10 protein-coding genes, 1 pseudogene and 1 riboswitch are annotated in these 14496 nt (G+C 73.3%); of the genes and pseudogenes, 2 read left to right on the top strand and 9 right to left on the bottom strand.

Going from position 1 to position 14496, the window contains the following annotated elements; all coding sequences use genetic code 11:
- Positions 1-307 precede the first annotated feature (307 nt).
- The 3 genes from OXR63_RS07930 to OXR63_RS07920 form a co-directional block, all read right to left on the bottom strand.
- The gene (locus tag OXR63_RS07930; RefSeq protein WP_267421674.1) at positions 308-1831 is read right to left on the bottom strand and encodes an MFS transporter; all 1524 of its coding nucleotides are present in this window, start codon (positions 1829-1831) and stop codon (positions 308-310) included.
- 261 nt (positions 1832-2092) lie between these two features.
- A complete protein-coding gene (locus OXR63_RS07925; protein ID WP_267421672.1) occupies positions 2093-3112 on the bottom strand; it encodes a LacI family DNA-binding transcriptional regulator in 1020 nt (339 codons plus the stop codon).
- Entirely contained in the window at positions 3091-5145 is a 2055-nt protein-coding gene (locus OXR63_RS07920) for an aldo/keto reductase (RefSeq protein WP_267421669.1), read from the bottom strand. Before OXR63_RS07920 ends, OXR63_RS07925 begins: the two co-directional genes overlap by 22 nt.
- A 136-nt stretch (positions 5146-5281) precedes the next feature.
- On the opposite strand from OXR63_RS07920, the gene OXR63_RS07915 reads away from it, so the two are divergent.
- Complete coding sequence (locus OXR63_RS07915) at positions 5282-5830, top strand: TetR/AcrR family transcriptional regulator (RefSeq protein ID WP_267421667.1); 549 nt, start codon at positions 5282-5284, stop codon at positions 5828-5830.
- Positions 5831-5896: 66 nt separating this feature from the next.
- Positions 5897-6067: a hypothetical protein gene (locus OXR63_RS07910; RefSeq protein WP_194662300.1), complete on the top strand. Its 171-nt coding sequence runs from the start codon at positions 5897-5899 to the stop codon at positions 6065-6067.
- An 80-nt stretch (positions 6068-6147) separates the two neighbouring features.
- Here OXR63_RS07910 and ribH read toward each other — a convergent pair whose 3' ends face one another.
- The 6 genes and pseudogenes from ribH to OXR63_RS07880 all read right to left on the bottom strand — a co-directional run bounded on the left by ribH (position 6148) and on the right by OXR63_RS07880 (position 14414).
- A complete protein-coding gene (ribH, locus tag OXR63_RS07905) occupies positions 6148-6627 on the bottom strand; it encodes a 6,7-dimethyl-8-ribityllumazine synthase (protein ID WP_071269986.1) in 480 nt (159 codons plus the stop codon).
- A 41-nt stretch (positions 6628-6668) separates the two neighbouring features.
- Positions 6669-7364 (bottom strand): annotated as a pseudogene (gene ribB, locus OXR63_RS07900) (3,4-dihydroxy-2-butanone-4-phosphate synthase); the annotation flags it as partial.
- The gene (locus tag OXR63_RS07895) at positions 7364-8047 is read right to left on the bottom strand and encodes a riboflavin synthase (protein ID WP_267421659.1); all 684 of its coding nucleotides are present in this window, start codon (positions 8045-8047) and stop codon (positions 7364-7366) included. The pseudogene ribB and the gene OXR63_RS07895, both read right to left, overlap by 1 nt.
- Before the next feature lie 96 nt (positions 8048-8143).
- A riboswitch (FMN riboswitch) is annotated at positions 8144-8278 on the bottom strand.
- A 101-nt stretch (positions 8279-8379) separates the two neighbouring features.
- On the bottom strand, positions 8380-10935 hold the full coding sequence (locus OXR63_RS18390; protein ID WP_267421657.1) for a bifunctional lysylphosphatidylglycerol flippase/synthetase MprF: 2556 nt from the start codon (positions 10933-10935) through the stop codon (positions 8380-8382).
- Positions 10932-12293, bottom strand: a complete 1362-nt coding sequence (locus OXR63_RS07885) for an alpha/beta hydrolase (protein ID WP_267421655.1) — start codon at positions 12291-12293, stop codon at positions 10932-10934. Before OXR63_RS07885 ends, OXR63_RS18390 begins: the two co-directional genes overlap by 4 nt.
- Before the next feature lie 156 nt (positions 12294-12449).
- Positions 12450-14414 (bottom strand): chaplin family protein, encoded by a 1965-nt coding sequence (locus OXR63_RS07880; RefSeq protein WP_267421653.1) that lies wholly within the window; start codon positions 14412-14414, stop codon positions 12450-12452.
- Between the last annotated feature and the right edge of the window lie 82 nt (positions 14415-14496).

The raw sequence follows: 14496 nt of genomic DNA, 5'->3' as shown, positions 1-14496 counted from the left end.
TGACCACCCCGTGCGGCGGGACGGGCTCGCACGGGGTGGTCAAGCTCGCACGGGCCGAGGGAGGTCGCACGGTGCGCGACGGACACGCGCCCGCACGGTGCGGCGCGGCGGAGCGGTGCTCGGTGCGAGGTTGACCACCCCGTGCGGCGGGACGGGCTCGCACGGGGTGGTCAAGCTCGCACGAGCCTCGGGAGCGCGCACGGTGCGAGGCTGCTCGGCGCACACCAGCTCGCATGGTGCGAGGCTGCGCGGCGGGCTCCGGCGACGGGCGACGGGCGGAGGGCGGCGGGCGAAGGGCCCGGCAGCCTCAGCGGCGGCGCAGCATCACGACCGCACCCGCGGCAGCGACCACCATGAGCACCGCTGCGACGCCGGCCGTGATCGTCACGCCGGAGTCGAACGCCGCCCGGGCGGACTCGAGGAGCACCTGCCCCGCGGTCCCGCCGAGCTCGTTCGCCGCCGACACCGCGCCACCGAGGGTCTCCTGCGCCGCGGTGTGCGACGTCGAGGACAGCCCGCCCGGCACCACGACGTGCGCACGGTAGGCCGCGGCCAGGATCGTCCCGAGGATCGCGGTCCCCAGCACGGCACCGATCTCGTACGCGGTCTCGGACACCGCCGACGCCGCACCGGACTTGTCCGCCGGGGCGGTGGAGATGATGAGGTCGTTCGTGACGGTCTCGGACGCGCCGATCCCGATGCCGAGCAGCACGAACGCGAACGCCAGGGCGGCGATCGACGCGTGGTGCCCGAGCACCGCGACCAGCCCGTACGCGGCAGCGGAGAACAGCAGGGCGACGCTGACGACCCACCGTGGCGCGACCCGGGCGACGATGGGCACGGCGACGATGCCCGCGACGATGGTCAGCACGGACCCGGGGATCAGCACGATGCCGGACGCGAAGGGGTCGAGCCCGGCCACGAGCTGCAGGTGCTGTGCGATGAAGAACAGGAACCCGGTCAGCGAGAACATCGCCGCCATGTTCATCAGCACGCTGCCGGTGAACGCCGTGCTGCGGAACAGCCGGAGGTCGAGCATCGGGGTGCGCGTGCGGAGCTGCCGACGGACGAAGGTGATGCCGCAGAGGACACCGACGGCGACCATCGCGACGGCGAGGCCGCGCTCCTCGGGGTGCACGATCGACTTGATCGCCCACGCGATCGGTGCGAGCGTGCCGAGCGAGAGCAGCATGCTCACGACGTCGACCGGCCCGGGGTTGCGGTCGCGGGACTCCGGCACGCAGAACGGCACGGCCGCGAGCATCACGACGAGGATCGGGACCGCGACGAGGAACACGCTGCCCCAGTGGAAGTGCGCCAGCAGTGCGCCGCCGACGAGCGGACCGAGGGCGTTCCCCGCGGCGAACATCGTCGACCAGACGGCGAGGGCCATCCGCCGCTCCCCCGCGTCCGGGAACACGTTGCGGATGATCGAGAGCGTCGCCGGCATGAGCATCGCGCCGAACACGCCCATCGCCACGCGGGCGGCGACGAGCATCCAGGCGTCCGTGGCGAAGGCGGCGGCGACGGACATCGCGGCGAACCCGGTCGCGCCGACCACCAGGATGCGGCGGCGTCCGATCCGGTCACCGATGCTGCCCATCACGACGAGCAGCCCGGCCAGCACGAGCGGGTAGGCGTCGACGATCCAGAGCTGCGTGGTGGCGTCGGGGTGCAGCGCGCGGGCGATCGACGGCAGCGCGAAGCTCAGGATCGTGTTGTCGACCGAGATGAGCAGGACCGGCAGCATCAGGACCGCGAGCGCCAGGAACCGTCGTGCGCGGCTCGCGGTGACACGCGTGGCGACGGGACTGGTGAGGAGTGCGGACATGGTGGTGCTCCGAGGACTTCGAGGGAGGTGCCACGGGCGCGGAAGTCGTCACGCGGCCCGGCAGGACTCCGTCTACTGTACCGTCCGGACGGTTGTGGTTGCAAATGCAAACTCCCCTGACCGACTTCGCAGGCTCCGTCGGCGCTGGCGCCGTGCATCGCTGGCGCGATGCCCTGAACGAAGCGCGCGGGAGGCTCCACTGCGGTCGTGCGCCGAGCCTCCCGTCCGGCGGTGGGCGTGACCACTGCCCCGGCCGAGCGGTCAGGCCGACTCGCGCACCAGGAGGCGATGGCGCACGGTCCGCTGCACCGCGTCGCCCTGCCGGGGCAGGTCCCCCGCGAGCATGCCGAGCGCGAGGTCGAGCGCCTGCTGCGCGACCGTGTCGAGGTCGACGGCGAGCGTGGTGAGGGTCGGCGCGACGAGCCCGCCGAGCGGCAGGCCGTCCACGCCGACCACGCGGACGTCACCCGGCACGTCGACGCCCGCACGGCGGCAGGCCGACAGCACGCCGAGGGCCGTCACGTCGTTGAAGGCGAGCACGGCGTCGAGGCGGCGGCGGTCGGCGAGCAGGCGTTCGGTGGCCGCAGCGCCTGCCGCAGCGGTCGGTTCCCCGCCGTGGACGAGCTCTGGCAGGTACCCGCGTCGGCGCAGCGCCTCGGCCATGAGGCCACCGCGGTGACTGGGCGCTCCGTCGGTCGACGCGTCGAGGACCACCGGGTGTTTGACGCCCGTGGCGACGAGGTGGTCGGCGAGCGCGTCGATGGCCTCGGTCGGGTCGATGCGGACGGACGCCCGGGTGACGGGACCGGCGGGGTCGAGCTCGACGACGGGCACCGAGCCGAGCTGCTCGATCCACTCCGGGGCGCGCAGTCCCAGGTACCCGATGACGACGTCGGTCTGGACGCCGAGGGCCTGCACCATGCGGGACGGGTCGCTCGCGAGTCCGACGTCGGCGAGCATCACGTTCCACCCGCGGTCCGCGGCCAGCCCGAGCACCGCGGCGGCGAGCTCCGGCGAGTACGGGTTCCGCAGGTCGTCGACGACCAGACCGAGCTGGTGGTCGCCGCCCGTGACCAGGCCGCGGCCGAAGCGCGACGGGCGGTAGTCGAGGGCCTCGGCCGCCAGGAGGACCCGTTCCTTGGTCGCCGCGCTGATGCCGGTCATGCCGTTCATCGCGCGGGTGACCGTCTGCCGGGACACCCCGGCGGCCGCGGCGACGTCGATGATGGTCGCGCGGCCGGCGGGGGGCGTCGTCTCGCTCAGGCGCGGAGGTCCAGCCACGCGACCTGCTCCGGGGTGAGCTCGACGGAGAGGCCGGTCATCGAGGAGCGGGCCTCGGCGATGGTGCGCGGTCCGAAGAGCGGGAAGGTCGGGAACGGCTGGTTGAGGACGTACGCCAGGGCGATCGCCGTCGCGGGGACGCCGAACTGCTCGCCGAGTTCGCTCGCACGTCGGAGCCGCTCGAAGTTGTCGTCGCTGTAGTAGCAGCGGACGAGTTCGGCGTCGCTGGTGTCCTCCGGCGTCGCACGACCGGTGAAGAACCCGCGTGCCTGGGACGACCAGGGCAGCAGCGGGACCTGGCGCTCCTCGAGCCAGGCCTTCGACGCGGCGTCGGTGACGTGGCGGCACCCCTCCCACGGCACGTCGTACGCCTCGGCGAGGCCGAAGTGGTTGCTCAGGACCTCGAACCCGTGCTTGCCGTTCGCCTTCGCGTAGGCGTTCGCCTCGTCGAAGCGCGCCAGGCTCCAGTTCGACCCGCCGTACACGCGGATCCGGCCGGCGCGACGGTGCTCGTCGAGGACGTCGACGAACTCCCCCACCGGCACGTCCGCGTTGTCGCGGTGCATCATGTAGATGTCCGCGTGGTCGGTGCCCTGACGCTCCAGGCTCTCGAGCAGCTGGCGGCTCAGGGACTCCGGGTCGCAGTACGGGGTGTGGGCGCCCTTCGTGATCACGACGACGTCGTCCCGGATGCCGCGGTTCTGGATCCACGTGCCGAGGCGACCCTCGAGCACGCCCCCGCCGTAGATGTACCCGGTGTCGAAGACGTTGCCGCCGCGCTCCACGAACAGGTCGAAGATCGCGCTGGCGTGCGCCAGGTCGGGCTGGTTGTCGACGCCCATCACCAGGCGGGACATCCGCTTGCCGACGCCCGGCACCTCGCCGTACAGCATCGTGGTGTCGGACGCGACGGTGAGCGGTCGGCCGCTGACGGTCGGGATGTCGGCGGTCTCGGCCTCGAACGGGTAGCGCAGCTCGATCGCGGCGCGCCAGCGGTCGAGCGTGCGGGCGGTGGCGAGCGACTCGTCGAGGGTCATCTGGGTGGCCTCACCCAGACCGGCGGCGAGTGCGGCGGTGGTGGCGTCGGCTTCACGGGCGTAGGGGTGCTCACCGGCGAAGGACAGCGTGCGGGGGTCCTCGTCGATGGTGCTCACGACGATGGTGGGGTCGTCACCGAGGGTCCACGGGTCCGCCAGGCTGATCCGGCCGCGGGTGCCGTACACGGTGACGGCGTTGTCGTCCTGCACGCGGACACCGGTCCGGACGTTGGCGGTGATCGTGCGACCGGCCCGGCCGCGGTAGGTCAGGTCCGCTGTGGTCCACTCGTCGACGCCGGTCGGGCCGAGGGTGCCGGTCGCGGTCAGCTCGGTCGGCTCCGCGACGGCCGTGCCCGTGGCGGCCTGCACGATCGCCGCGGCCATCGTCACGGGGTAGCCGCCGACGTCGAGGATGCCGCCCCCGGCGGTGTCCACGTCGAACAGGCGCCCGGTGCGCTCCCCCGCGCGGAACGCGAAGGAGGCATCGACGTGAGTGACCTCGCCGATCGCGCCCTGGCGGACGAGGTCGAGCAGTGCCGCGGTCTGCGGGTGGAAGCGGTACATGTAGGCCTCGACCAGGGGCAGGCCGGCGACCCGGGCGGCGTCGACCAGGGCCATCGCCGTGCCGTGGTTCGGTGCGAGGGGCTTCTCGCACAGCACGGCCTTGCCCGCCTGCAGCGCTGCCAGCACCAGGTGGGCGTGGCCCGTGTGCACGGTCGAGACGTAGACGGCGTCGACGCGCGGGTCGGCGAGCACCTCGTCGTAGTTCGTCGCCGTGACGTCGGCGAACCCGTGGCCGGCGGCGTCGTCGGCGAACGAGCGTGCCCGCTCGGGCGACGAGCTGCCCGCGGCGACGAGCGTGGCGCCCGAGGTACTCGCCGGGAGCTGGGAGAGGAACCGGCGGGCGATGCTGCCCGGGCCGAGGACGGCCCAGCCGGGGGTGTCGCCGGTCGGTGTCTGGGTGGTGCCGGTGGTGGTCGCGGTCTGCGCTGACATGCGGATCCTGTTCGTCTCGTGAACCTTCACGGTCACGACGACCCTAGGGCAGTTCTGCCCGCTGGATCAAGGACCGTGAGCGTTCACGATCCCACGGCGGGAGCAGCACGAGCCCGCGGTTCCCTAGACTTCCCCCATGGCCAGTGCCCGCGACCGTGTCCTCGACAGCTTCGTCGCCATCGTGTGCGAGGAGGGCGAGCGTCCCGCCACGCTCGACGCCGTCGCCGCTCGTGCCGGGGTGTCCAAGGGCGGACTGCTCTACCACTTCGGCTCGAAGGCCGCCCTCGTCGAGGGGCTCTGCGACCGGCTGGTCGACCTGTCCACGGCCGACGTCGAACGGATGCGCGACGCCGAGGACGGCCCCGCCCGCTACTTCGTCCGCAACTGCCAGTTCGTGGGCAGTGAGCTCGACCTGGCACTCCTCGCCGCCAGCCGTCTGCAGCAGGCCGGGTACGCGGAAGCCGGGCGCACCCTCGACGAGACCGAGAACGCCTGGCTCGCCACCCTGGTCGAGGCACTCGGCGACGCACCCACCGCGCAGGCGATCAAGCTCATGGGCGACGGGCTGTACCACGCCGCTTCACTCGGTGCCGCGAGCGACGTCCGGCCCGACCGCGCGACGGTCGACATGGAGTCGTTGCTCGGCGTCGTCGACCGGCTGGTGTCCACCAAGCCCGCCGGGTGAACCAGCGCGGGCGCCCCTGGGGATAGACTTGTGGTGATCCACCCGTCTGACCTCCGGAGGTACCCTGTGGGCCGCGTCATCGCCGCTTTCTTCTCGATCCTGCTGCTGCTGGTGTCGATGTACCTGTTCGGGTTCGCGTTCCAGGTGGACTCGGGTCAGGCCTTCGTCTTCATGGCGGGCGTCCTCCTGATGTCGCTCTCCTTCTTCCTGCCGATCCACGTCTTCGGCAAGAAGTAGCCACACCGCCGAGAACGGCCCCGCACCTCACCGGTGCGGGGCCGTTCTGCGTCGCGGGTCGATCCGCGCCGTGACCCGGCTCAGGCGGGGACGCGCAGGCTCCGCAGGGCGACGGCAGTGGCGATGGCCGCGTGTGCCGCTTCGGCGCCCTTGTCCTCCTTCGACCCGGGCAGGCCGGCCCGGTCGATCCCCTGCTGCTCGTCGTCGAGCGTCAGCACACCGAAGCCGACGGGCTTGCCGGTGTCGATCGCGACGCGGGTGAGGCCGCTCGTGGCGGCGTCGGAGACGTACTCGAAGTGCGGGGTGCCGCCGCGGATGATCACGCCGAGCGCCACCGCTGCGTCGAAGCCGGACTCGAGGGCGACCTTCGCCACGACCGGCAGTTCGAAGCTGCCGGGGACGGGGATGACGGTGGCCTCGGCGCCGAGCCGCTCGACCTCGCGCTGTGCCCCGGCGAGGAGCCCGGCTGCGATCGTGTCGTGCCACTGCCCGGCGACGATCGCCACCCGGATGCCGCTGCCGTCGACCTGGTCGCGGTCCGCCGCGCCTGCTCCGCTCATCGTGTGGTTCCTTCCGTGGGCGCGACGAGAGTCGTCGCCCGGTCGGCTGCGTCGAGCCACTCGGCCAGCGCAGCGATGGTGATGACGGGCACGCCCTCGCGTGCCCCCAGTTCGACGAGCCGCGGCAGCCGCATCATGCTGCCGTCCTCGTCGACGATCTCGCAGATCGCCGCCGCCGGACGCAGCCCGGCTGCGGTGACGAGGTCGATCGCGGCTTCGGTGTGCCCGGAGCGCTCGCGGACGCCGCCGGGTCGTGCGCGCAGGGGCACGACGTGTCCGGGGCGGTGCAGGTCCTCGCGCACCGAGGTGGGGTCCGCGAGGACCCGCAGCGTCCGGGCGCGGTCGTGGGCGCTGATGCCGGTCGTGACCCCGACCGCGGCGTCGACCGTCACGGTGTACGCGGTGCCGCGGACGTCCTCGTTGTGCTCGACCATCGGCGGCAGGTCGAGCGCGTCGGCGATCTCGGTGCTCACCGGGGCGCAGATGAAGCCCGACGAGTGCGCCACGGTCCACGCGATCCACTCCGGCGTCGCGAGCTCGGCGGACAGGATGACGTCGCCCTCGTTCTCACGCGACTCGTCGTCGGCGACGATCACCGGACGGCCGGCCGCGATCGCGGCGACGGCGTCCTCGACGGTGGACAGACCGGGCACGCGGGCGGGCGCGACCACCGGCGCCGAGCCGGCCACGTGCCCTGGTGCCGCCACGTCGGGGTGCTGGGATGCGTCGACGACCATCACCGGGCCTCCAGGCTGGAGAAGTCGGGGGCGAGCTCCGACGGGTCCGCGGGGGTCTGTTCGCGCACCGCCGCCTCGAGCCGCAGCATGCGGCGGACGTGGCGCGCGAGGACGTCGGTCTCGACGTTGACGCGGTCACCGGGCACGCGGTCGCCGAGGGTGGTGGCGCTGAGGGTCTCGGGGATGAGGCTGACCTCGAACCAGGCGGCGGCGAGGTCGATGGACTCGGCGGAGACGGCGGAGACGGTGAGCGAGACGCCGTCGAGCGCGACCGAGCCCTTGTCGACGACGAGCGGGCTGAGCTCCGGCGACAGCGTGAAGCGGACGCGGCGCCAGCCGTCCCCGTCGGCGGTCTCGAGCACGGTGGCGGTGCCGTCGACGTGCCCCTGGACGATGTGCCCGCCGAGCCGGTCGCCGACGGAGGCCGCACGCTCGAGGTTGACCGGGTCGCCCACGCGGAGCGAGCCGTGCGCGCTCATGTCGAGCGTCTGCTTCATGACGAAGGTGGTGAAGGTGTCGGACGTCTGCTCGACGACGGTCAGGCAGACGCCGCTCGTCGCGATCGAGTCGCCGTGCCGGGCGTCCGAGACCACGAGGGGGCCGCGGATCGTGAGCGCGACGGAGTCGCCGTGGGGGTCGACGGCGGTGACGGTGCCGAGTTCCTCGATGATGCCGGTGAACACTGGTGTCCTCTCAACGGGACTCCGGGTGTGCACGACGATCGTCGGCAGAACGGAGGTCGCGTCCACGCCGAGTGGTGGGCGTGGTCGTGTCCTCCGCCAGCGCGCCTACCATCCGGACTCTCACCGTCGGTCCCGGAGTCCCACCGGGTCAGCATCGGTCGGGAGTTCACCCGTCGTCAGCTCGTGGACTGTCACCACCGGTTCGGACTTGCACCGACCCCGGAGCGCTTGCGTACCCCGAACGATACCCCAGCCCCCTGACGCGCGCGGCGCGCGGGTCACACGCGGTCATGGACGGGCGCGCCGCCGGGCTGCCAGGCGCCGCGCCAGCGTCACCCGCGCCCCCGCGCCAGGGCCACGGCCTGGCGGAGCGACAGGTCCGGCAGGTACGCCCGGACGACGGCGATGCCGATGGAGGGCAGGGCCACCGGGTCCGGGTAGGCCAGGACCAGCGGGTGCAGCTCCGGCCCGAACTTCAGCTTGAACTTCAGCAGCGACCGGAAGCCGTAGACGGGCTCGAGCACTCCGCCGACGAGCTCGAGGAGGTTCTGCACGCCCTCCCCCGACGGTGCCGGCGCGGCTCCCGGCGCCTGCGCGAGCGGGGCGGCCGACAGGCTCAGGCGGGCGACACCGTCCTCGCGCATCCGGTCGGCAGCGCTCGCGACCAGGAACTCCATCACGCCGTTCGGGGCCGCGCTCGTCCGGCGCATCACGTCGAGCGTCCACCCGACGACGCGGCCCTGGTCGTACGACGGCAGCCAGCTCGTCACGGCGAGCACGGTGCCCTCGGCGTCCTGCGCGACGAGCGTCCGGACGGCCGGGTCCCGCATCTCGTCGACACCGCCGAGCGTGAAGCCCATCTCCGGGAGCTCCCGCTCGGAGACCCACTCCTCGGAGATCGCCTCGATCTGCCGGACGGTGGCGGTGGGCAGGTCCTGCCAGCTTGACCACGTCGCCGTGATGCCCTCGCGCGCGGCCTTGTTCACCGACGTGCGGACGTCCTGCTTCTTCTTGCCGCTCGTCGTCCAGTCACGCGGGTCGAAATCCGCGTCCTCGGCGACCGGCAGCGTGCCCCAGCCGAGCGCACGGAGCGGGGCCGCGACGGTCTCGTCGACGCCGTAGAGCACCGGGGTCCAGCCGTTGTCGTCGCAGAACCGGGCGAAGGCGGTGAGTGCGTCGCCGCGGGCGTCCTGGTGTCCGAACGGCCCGCCGAGCGTCACCGCGACGCCGCCGTTCCGCCGGTAGGCGATGCCGGCTCGACCGTCCGCGGCGAACCAGTAGGCGTTGCCTCGCCACGTCGTCATCCAGCCGAAGGTGTCCCCACCGCCGGCCACGAGCAGCGCCCGGGCCTGCTCCCGCGCGGCACGGCTGCCGTCGAGGTCGGTGTCGGTCGGCGCGGCACCGGTCGGTCGGACGGCGGCGACGGCCACCACCAGCCACAGGATCGGGCCGGCCAGGCCGAGGGTCAGCCGGAGCCCCGGATCAAGCCGCGGCAGGTGCTCCCAGAACGTCGTCGGGGCGAGCGGACCGAGCGCGGAGACGACGATGCGCCAGGGCTCGGCGATGCGGACAGGCGAGGCGTCGGCGACGACGAGCATCACGACGACGAGCACGACGGCGGCGCCGAGCACGGCGATCCCGAACCCGGCGAGACGACGGCGGGTGGGCAGCACGGTGAACGAGCGGCGCAGCAGCACCAGGACGACGGCCGTCGCGAGCGGGACCGCGATCGACGCGATGATGGACAGCGTCACGATGAGCCGGTCCTCGGGGCCGTGCAGCCGCTCGACCCGCCCGGGCACCAGGCCGTACGTGACCGCGGCGGCGATCGCCGTCACCAGGTCGACCACCACGACCAGCCACACCGCGAACCGGCTGCCCCGGAACAGCCCGAGCCCGCCGACGACGAGGACGAGGAGCGGCGGGACCGCGAGGAGCAGCGTCCACGGGTCCGTCGCCCGGTAGGCCAGGAGTCCGCGGAGACACTGCCCGGCGACGCCGTCCGCCCGGCAGCCGGCGACCGGGGTGACCGGCCCGGCGCCGACGACCGCCGCGATCGGCGCGAGGATCCCGACCCGGGCGCGGGACACGAGGGCGATGACCGGGCCGACGGCCGACACCAGCACCGCGGTGCCGAGCAGCACGCGGGTCTCCCGGTGCGAACTGCGGGACCAGCCGACGCGCTTCGGGGCGTTGCGCAGCGTCTCGCCGAGCACCCACCCGGCTGCGGCGGCGAGCACCGCGTAGAGGTCGGACGCGTGCCCGGCGTAGAGGAACAGCGCGGCCACCACGGCCAGCGTGCCCACCCGGATGCGGCGACGCCAGAGCGGACCGGCGAAGGCGCTCGCGGTGGCGATCGTGCCGACGATGGCCGTCCATGGGTCGAACGCCGTCGCTCGTCCGGCGATCAGCGCCCAGGCGTTCCGCCCGTCGAGGTCGACGAACGCACTGAGCGCGCCGATGCCCGTGCCGACCAGGGTCGTCACGACGAAGGCGACGGCCGTGCGCCACGAGCCCATCAGGCGTTCCGCTGCGCCGACCAGCACGACGACCCCGGCGAGGGTGAGCAGGAGCGCGACGACACCGGTCGAGACGACGAACACGCGGAGCGGACCGAACGACGCCGGACCGAAGGCGTCACCGAGCGCGGCGGCATGGCCGTGGTGGCTGGCTGCGAGACCGTGCGTCAGGCGCATGACGACCCCGATCACGGACATCGCGAGGACCAGCACGACGATCGCGGCCGTCACCGGCGACCGGCGCACGGCACGCAGCGGCGAGCGACCGAGGTCACGGAAGGACGGACGACGGCGAGACGCGGTCGCGGAGGCGGTCGCGGTCGCGGTCGCGGACGAGGACGCGGTCGCGGGCCTCGGCGCGGTGCTCACAGCGCACCGCCCTGCGCCGGGAGACCGAGGTGCGCGACGACCTGCGGCAGCCCGTGGGTCAGCACGTACCGCACGGTGTTCCAGTCGTGCGCGGACCTCGGCGAGACGATGAGGGACGTCTGCATCCCAGCGCGTTCGGCCGCGGTCCGGAGCGTGGTGGTCGAGGCCCGGTAGGGCGCGTCGTCCTGCCCGAAGCCGAACACCGTCAGGTGCTGCCGGTACGGCGCGTGCCGGCGCATGACCGCGACGGGGGCCGCGGCCTGGTACGCCGACCGGGAGCCGTCGAACCCGACCTTGACCGTGTGCGCCTCCGACCCGTTCTTCACCGTGAGCTCGCTCGAGATCGCGAGCGCCGACCCGAAGACCTCGGGGTGCGCGGTGGAGAACTGCATCGCGCAGGTCGCCCCCTGCGAGAACCCGGTGATCCCCCAGCCGCTCGGGGCCGCGGCCACGTCGAGGTGCTGCCGGATCCAGTCGACGGTGTCGGTCATGACGTAGGTCGCGCTCCGCCCGAGCCGCCGGGAGTCCACGCACATCGGGTTCCGGTTCGGGGCACCGAGCTGGTCCGGGCTGACCACGATCGGGGCCAGGCCGTGGTGCGCCCGGGCGTAGGTGTCGAGGTCCTCGCCGAGCTCGCCCGCCTGGAACATGTCGGACGGCTGCCCTGGCTGCCCGGACAGCGCGACCAGGACCGGCAGCGTCGGCGGGTTGGCGGTGAGCGCGGCCGGTGGCAGCCACACGACCGCGCGGCGCGCGTGGAAGTGGGACACCGTGCCCGGGATGTGCACCGAGATCGTGCGGCCGTGGTCCGGCATCGAGGCCGGGGCCGTCCAGGTGGCCGCGTCCACCACCGTCGCATCGGTTGACGCCGCGTGCTGGTGCCCGAGCGAGCCCGCCGGGTACGGGTCCGTCGTGATCGCCTGCTCGATGGTCCGGTAGGCACCGAAGTCGACGTTGATGCCGAGTCCGGTGGCGAGCGCGACGCCGGCGAGCGCGGCGATCGCCACGGACCGGCGGCCCCAGCCGCCCTGCACGAGGACGGTGATGCACAGTGCCACGGTCGCGCCGAGGAAGGCGACCCACATCCGCGTGACCGGCGTGAAGGCCACTCCGAAGTCGTCCTGCACGTCGCCGAACCACCAGACGGCCAGGAGGCCCACCCCGGCTCCGACGAGCAGCGCACCTCCGCGCACGGCGAGTCGACCGCGACCGCTCACGATGGTCCGCCCCGCGCCCCTCGTGGAGCGTCGGCCGAGGGGGCCGACGAGTGCCCAGAGGGCCAGCAGCCCGGCGACGACGTCGACGGGGACCAGGACCCCCGGGGTCACGATCGGGGTGCGGAGCAGTTCGGTGAACACGGGTCCATCGTCCAGCCCTGCGGCTCCCGACCGGCTGCTGCACCGCTTCCACTGTTCACAGCATCGACATCATCGCCCCACAGTCCGCGACCAGTCCGTTCCCAGGCACGCCACCGAGGGACACCGGCGTACCGGTGCCCCTCGGCCCTGATCCTGCTAGTGCCGACGACGGAGGACGAGCGTCCCCGTGCCGAGGAGCATCAGCAGCAGTGCGAGCCCCACGGGCACGACGGGCGAGGACGCCCCCGTGTACGCGAGACCGGCCGGGGTCGTGCCCGTCCCCGTGCTCGCCGCGGCGACGGTCGCCGTCGCTGCCGTCCGGACCGGGGTGGTCGCGGCGGTGGTGCGAGCGACCTCGGTGGTCGGGGCGGTGGTGGCAGCGGCGGTCACGGTCGGCGTGGTGCCGGTCGTGGTCACGCTGGCGGGGACCGTCGTGACGTCGCCGGGGGTGGTGGTGCCCGGCGTGGTCGTGCCGCCCGGGGTGGTGGTGCCACCGGGAGTGGTGGTGCCGCCCGGGGTGGTGACCGGCGTCGTGCCCGTGCCCGGGGTGGTGACGGGCGTCGTGCCCGTGCCGGTGCCGGGGGTGGTGACCGGCGTCGTGCTGGTGCTCGGGGTCGTCCCGGTGCTCGTGCCGTCACCGACGATGCCGATGCCGTTCCCGCCGACCGTGACCGGCAGGCTGACCACCGGCGTGACCTGCGATCCCGAACCGATGCCACCGTTGCCGGAGGTCGTGCCCCCGGTACCCGTGCCCGTCCCGACCGGCGTGGTCGACCCGGTGCCCGTGTTCGTGTTCGTGTTGGTGCTCGTGCCGTCACCGACGATGCCGATGCCGTTCCCGCCGACCGTGACCGGCAGGCTGATCACGGGTGCGACCTGCGTGCCCGAACCGATGCCACCGTTGCCGGAGGTCTTGCCCCCGGTACCCGTGCCCGTGCCCGTGCCCGTGCCCGAGCCGACCGGCGTGGTCGACCCGGTGCCCGTGTTCGTGTTCGTGTTCGTGTTGGTGCTCGTGCCGTCACCGACGACACCGATGCCGTTCCCGCCGACCGTGACCGGCAGGCTGACCACCGGCGTGACCTGCGTGCCCGAACCGATGCCACCGTTGCCGGAGGTCGTGCCCCCGGTACCCGTGCCCGTGCCCGAGCCGACCGGCGTGGTCGACCCGGTGCCCGTGTTCGTGGTCGACCCGGTGCTCGTGCCGTCACCGACGACACCGATGCCGTTCCCACCGACCGTCACCGGCAGGCTGATCCCCGGCACGACCTGTGTACCGGAGCCGATGCCGTCCTCACCCGAGGTGACGGGCGCAGTGCCCGAACCCGTGGTGGGAGCGCTCGACGCGGGCGACGACCCGGAGCCCGTCGCGCTCCCGTCGCCGAGCAGCCCGATCCCGTTGCCCGAGACCGTCACCGGCACCGAGACGACCGGCGACACCTGCGTGCCGGAGAGCGTCCCGTCGGCACCGGAGGTCGTCCCTCCGGAACCAGCGGTCCCGGAACCAGCGGCTCCGGAGCTCGCCGTCGGCGCCGAGCCCGCGGCCGTGCCCTCCCCGAGGACACCGATGCCGTTGCCACCGATCGTCACGGGGACCTGGACGGCGGGCACGACCTGCGTGCCCGAAGCGATCCCGTCCGAGCCGGACGTGACCGGACCCGCGGCGGGTGCCGGCGCGGGTGCAGCAGGTGCAGCAGGTGCAGCAGGAGCAACAGGTGCGGCAGGAGCTGCCGCCGGCACCGCCGACGACGCAGCGTCACCGAGCACGGCCACCGCGTTGCCGGTCACGTCGACCGGCACGCTGACGACCCCGGCGACCTGGGTGCCGGAGGCGATGCCGTCCGATCCCGAGGTGGTGGGAGCGGCAGCAGCCGGGGCGGGGACGGCAGCCGGCGACGGTGCAGCAGCCGGAGCCGCCACCGCCGAGGACACCGCGTCGCCGAGCACGCCGAACGCGTTCCTGCCGACGGAGACGGGAGCGTCGATCGACGGCGCCACCTGGGTTCCTGACACGATGCCGTCCGCACCGGAGGTCGTCGCCGCGTTCGCCGCGGCCGTCCCCCCGAGCGTCAGTCCACCGAGGAAGAGGGCGAACCACAGCCCTCTCGAGACGTGCTTGTTCATGGTCATCACTCCTGCGTTGAGGTCTTGTGTGCCGATCGCGGGTGCGATCGGATGGCGCGTCCTGCCGAACGGGCAGGTGCGC

Origin of the sequence: Curtobacterium sp. GC_Cur_3 (genome assembly GCF_026544205.1) — a bacterium.
Classification (GTDB): Bacteria; Actinomycetota; Actinomycetes; order Actinomycetales; family Microbacteriaceae; genus Curtobacterium.
The sequence above is the reverse complement of the archived record's forward strand: the minus strand, read 5'-3'. Positions and strand labels throughout refer to the sequence as shown.

Coding starts and splice junctions, on each gene's coding strand:
- OXR63_RS07930 (WP_267421674.1), bottom strand. CDS start 1,831: ATGTCCGCACTCCTCACCAGTCCCGTCGCCACGCGTGTCACCGCGAGC.
- OXR63_RS07920 (WP_267421669.1), bottom strand. CDS start 5,145: ATGTCAGCGCAGACCGCGACCACCACCGGCACCACCCAGACACCGACC.
- OXR63_RS07915 (WP_267421667.1), top strand. CDS start 5,282: ATGGCCAGTGCCCGCGACCGTGTCCTCGACAGCTTCGTCGCCATCGTG.
- ribH (WP_071269986.1), bottom strand. CDS start 6,627: ATGAGCGGAGCAGGCGCGGCGGACCGCGACCAGGTCGACGGCAGCGGC.
- OXR63_RS07880 (WP_267421653.1), bottom strand. CDS start 14,414: ATGAACAAGCACGTCTCGAGAGGGCTGTGGTTCGCCCTCTTCCTCGGT.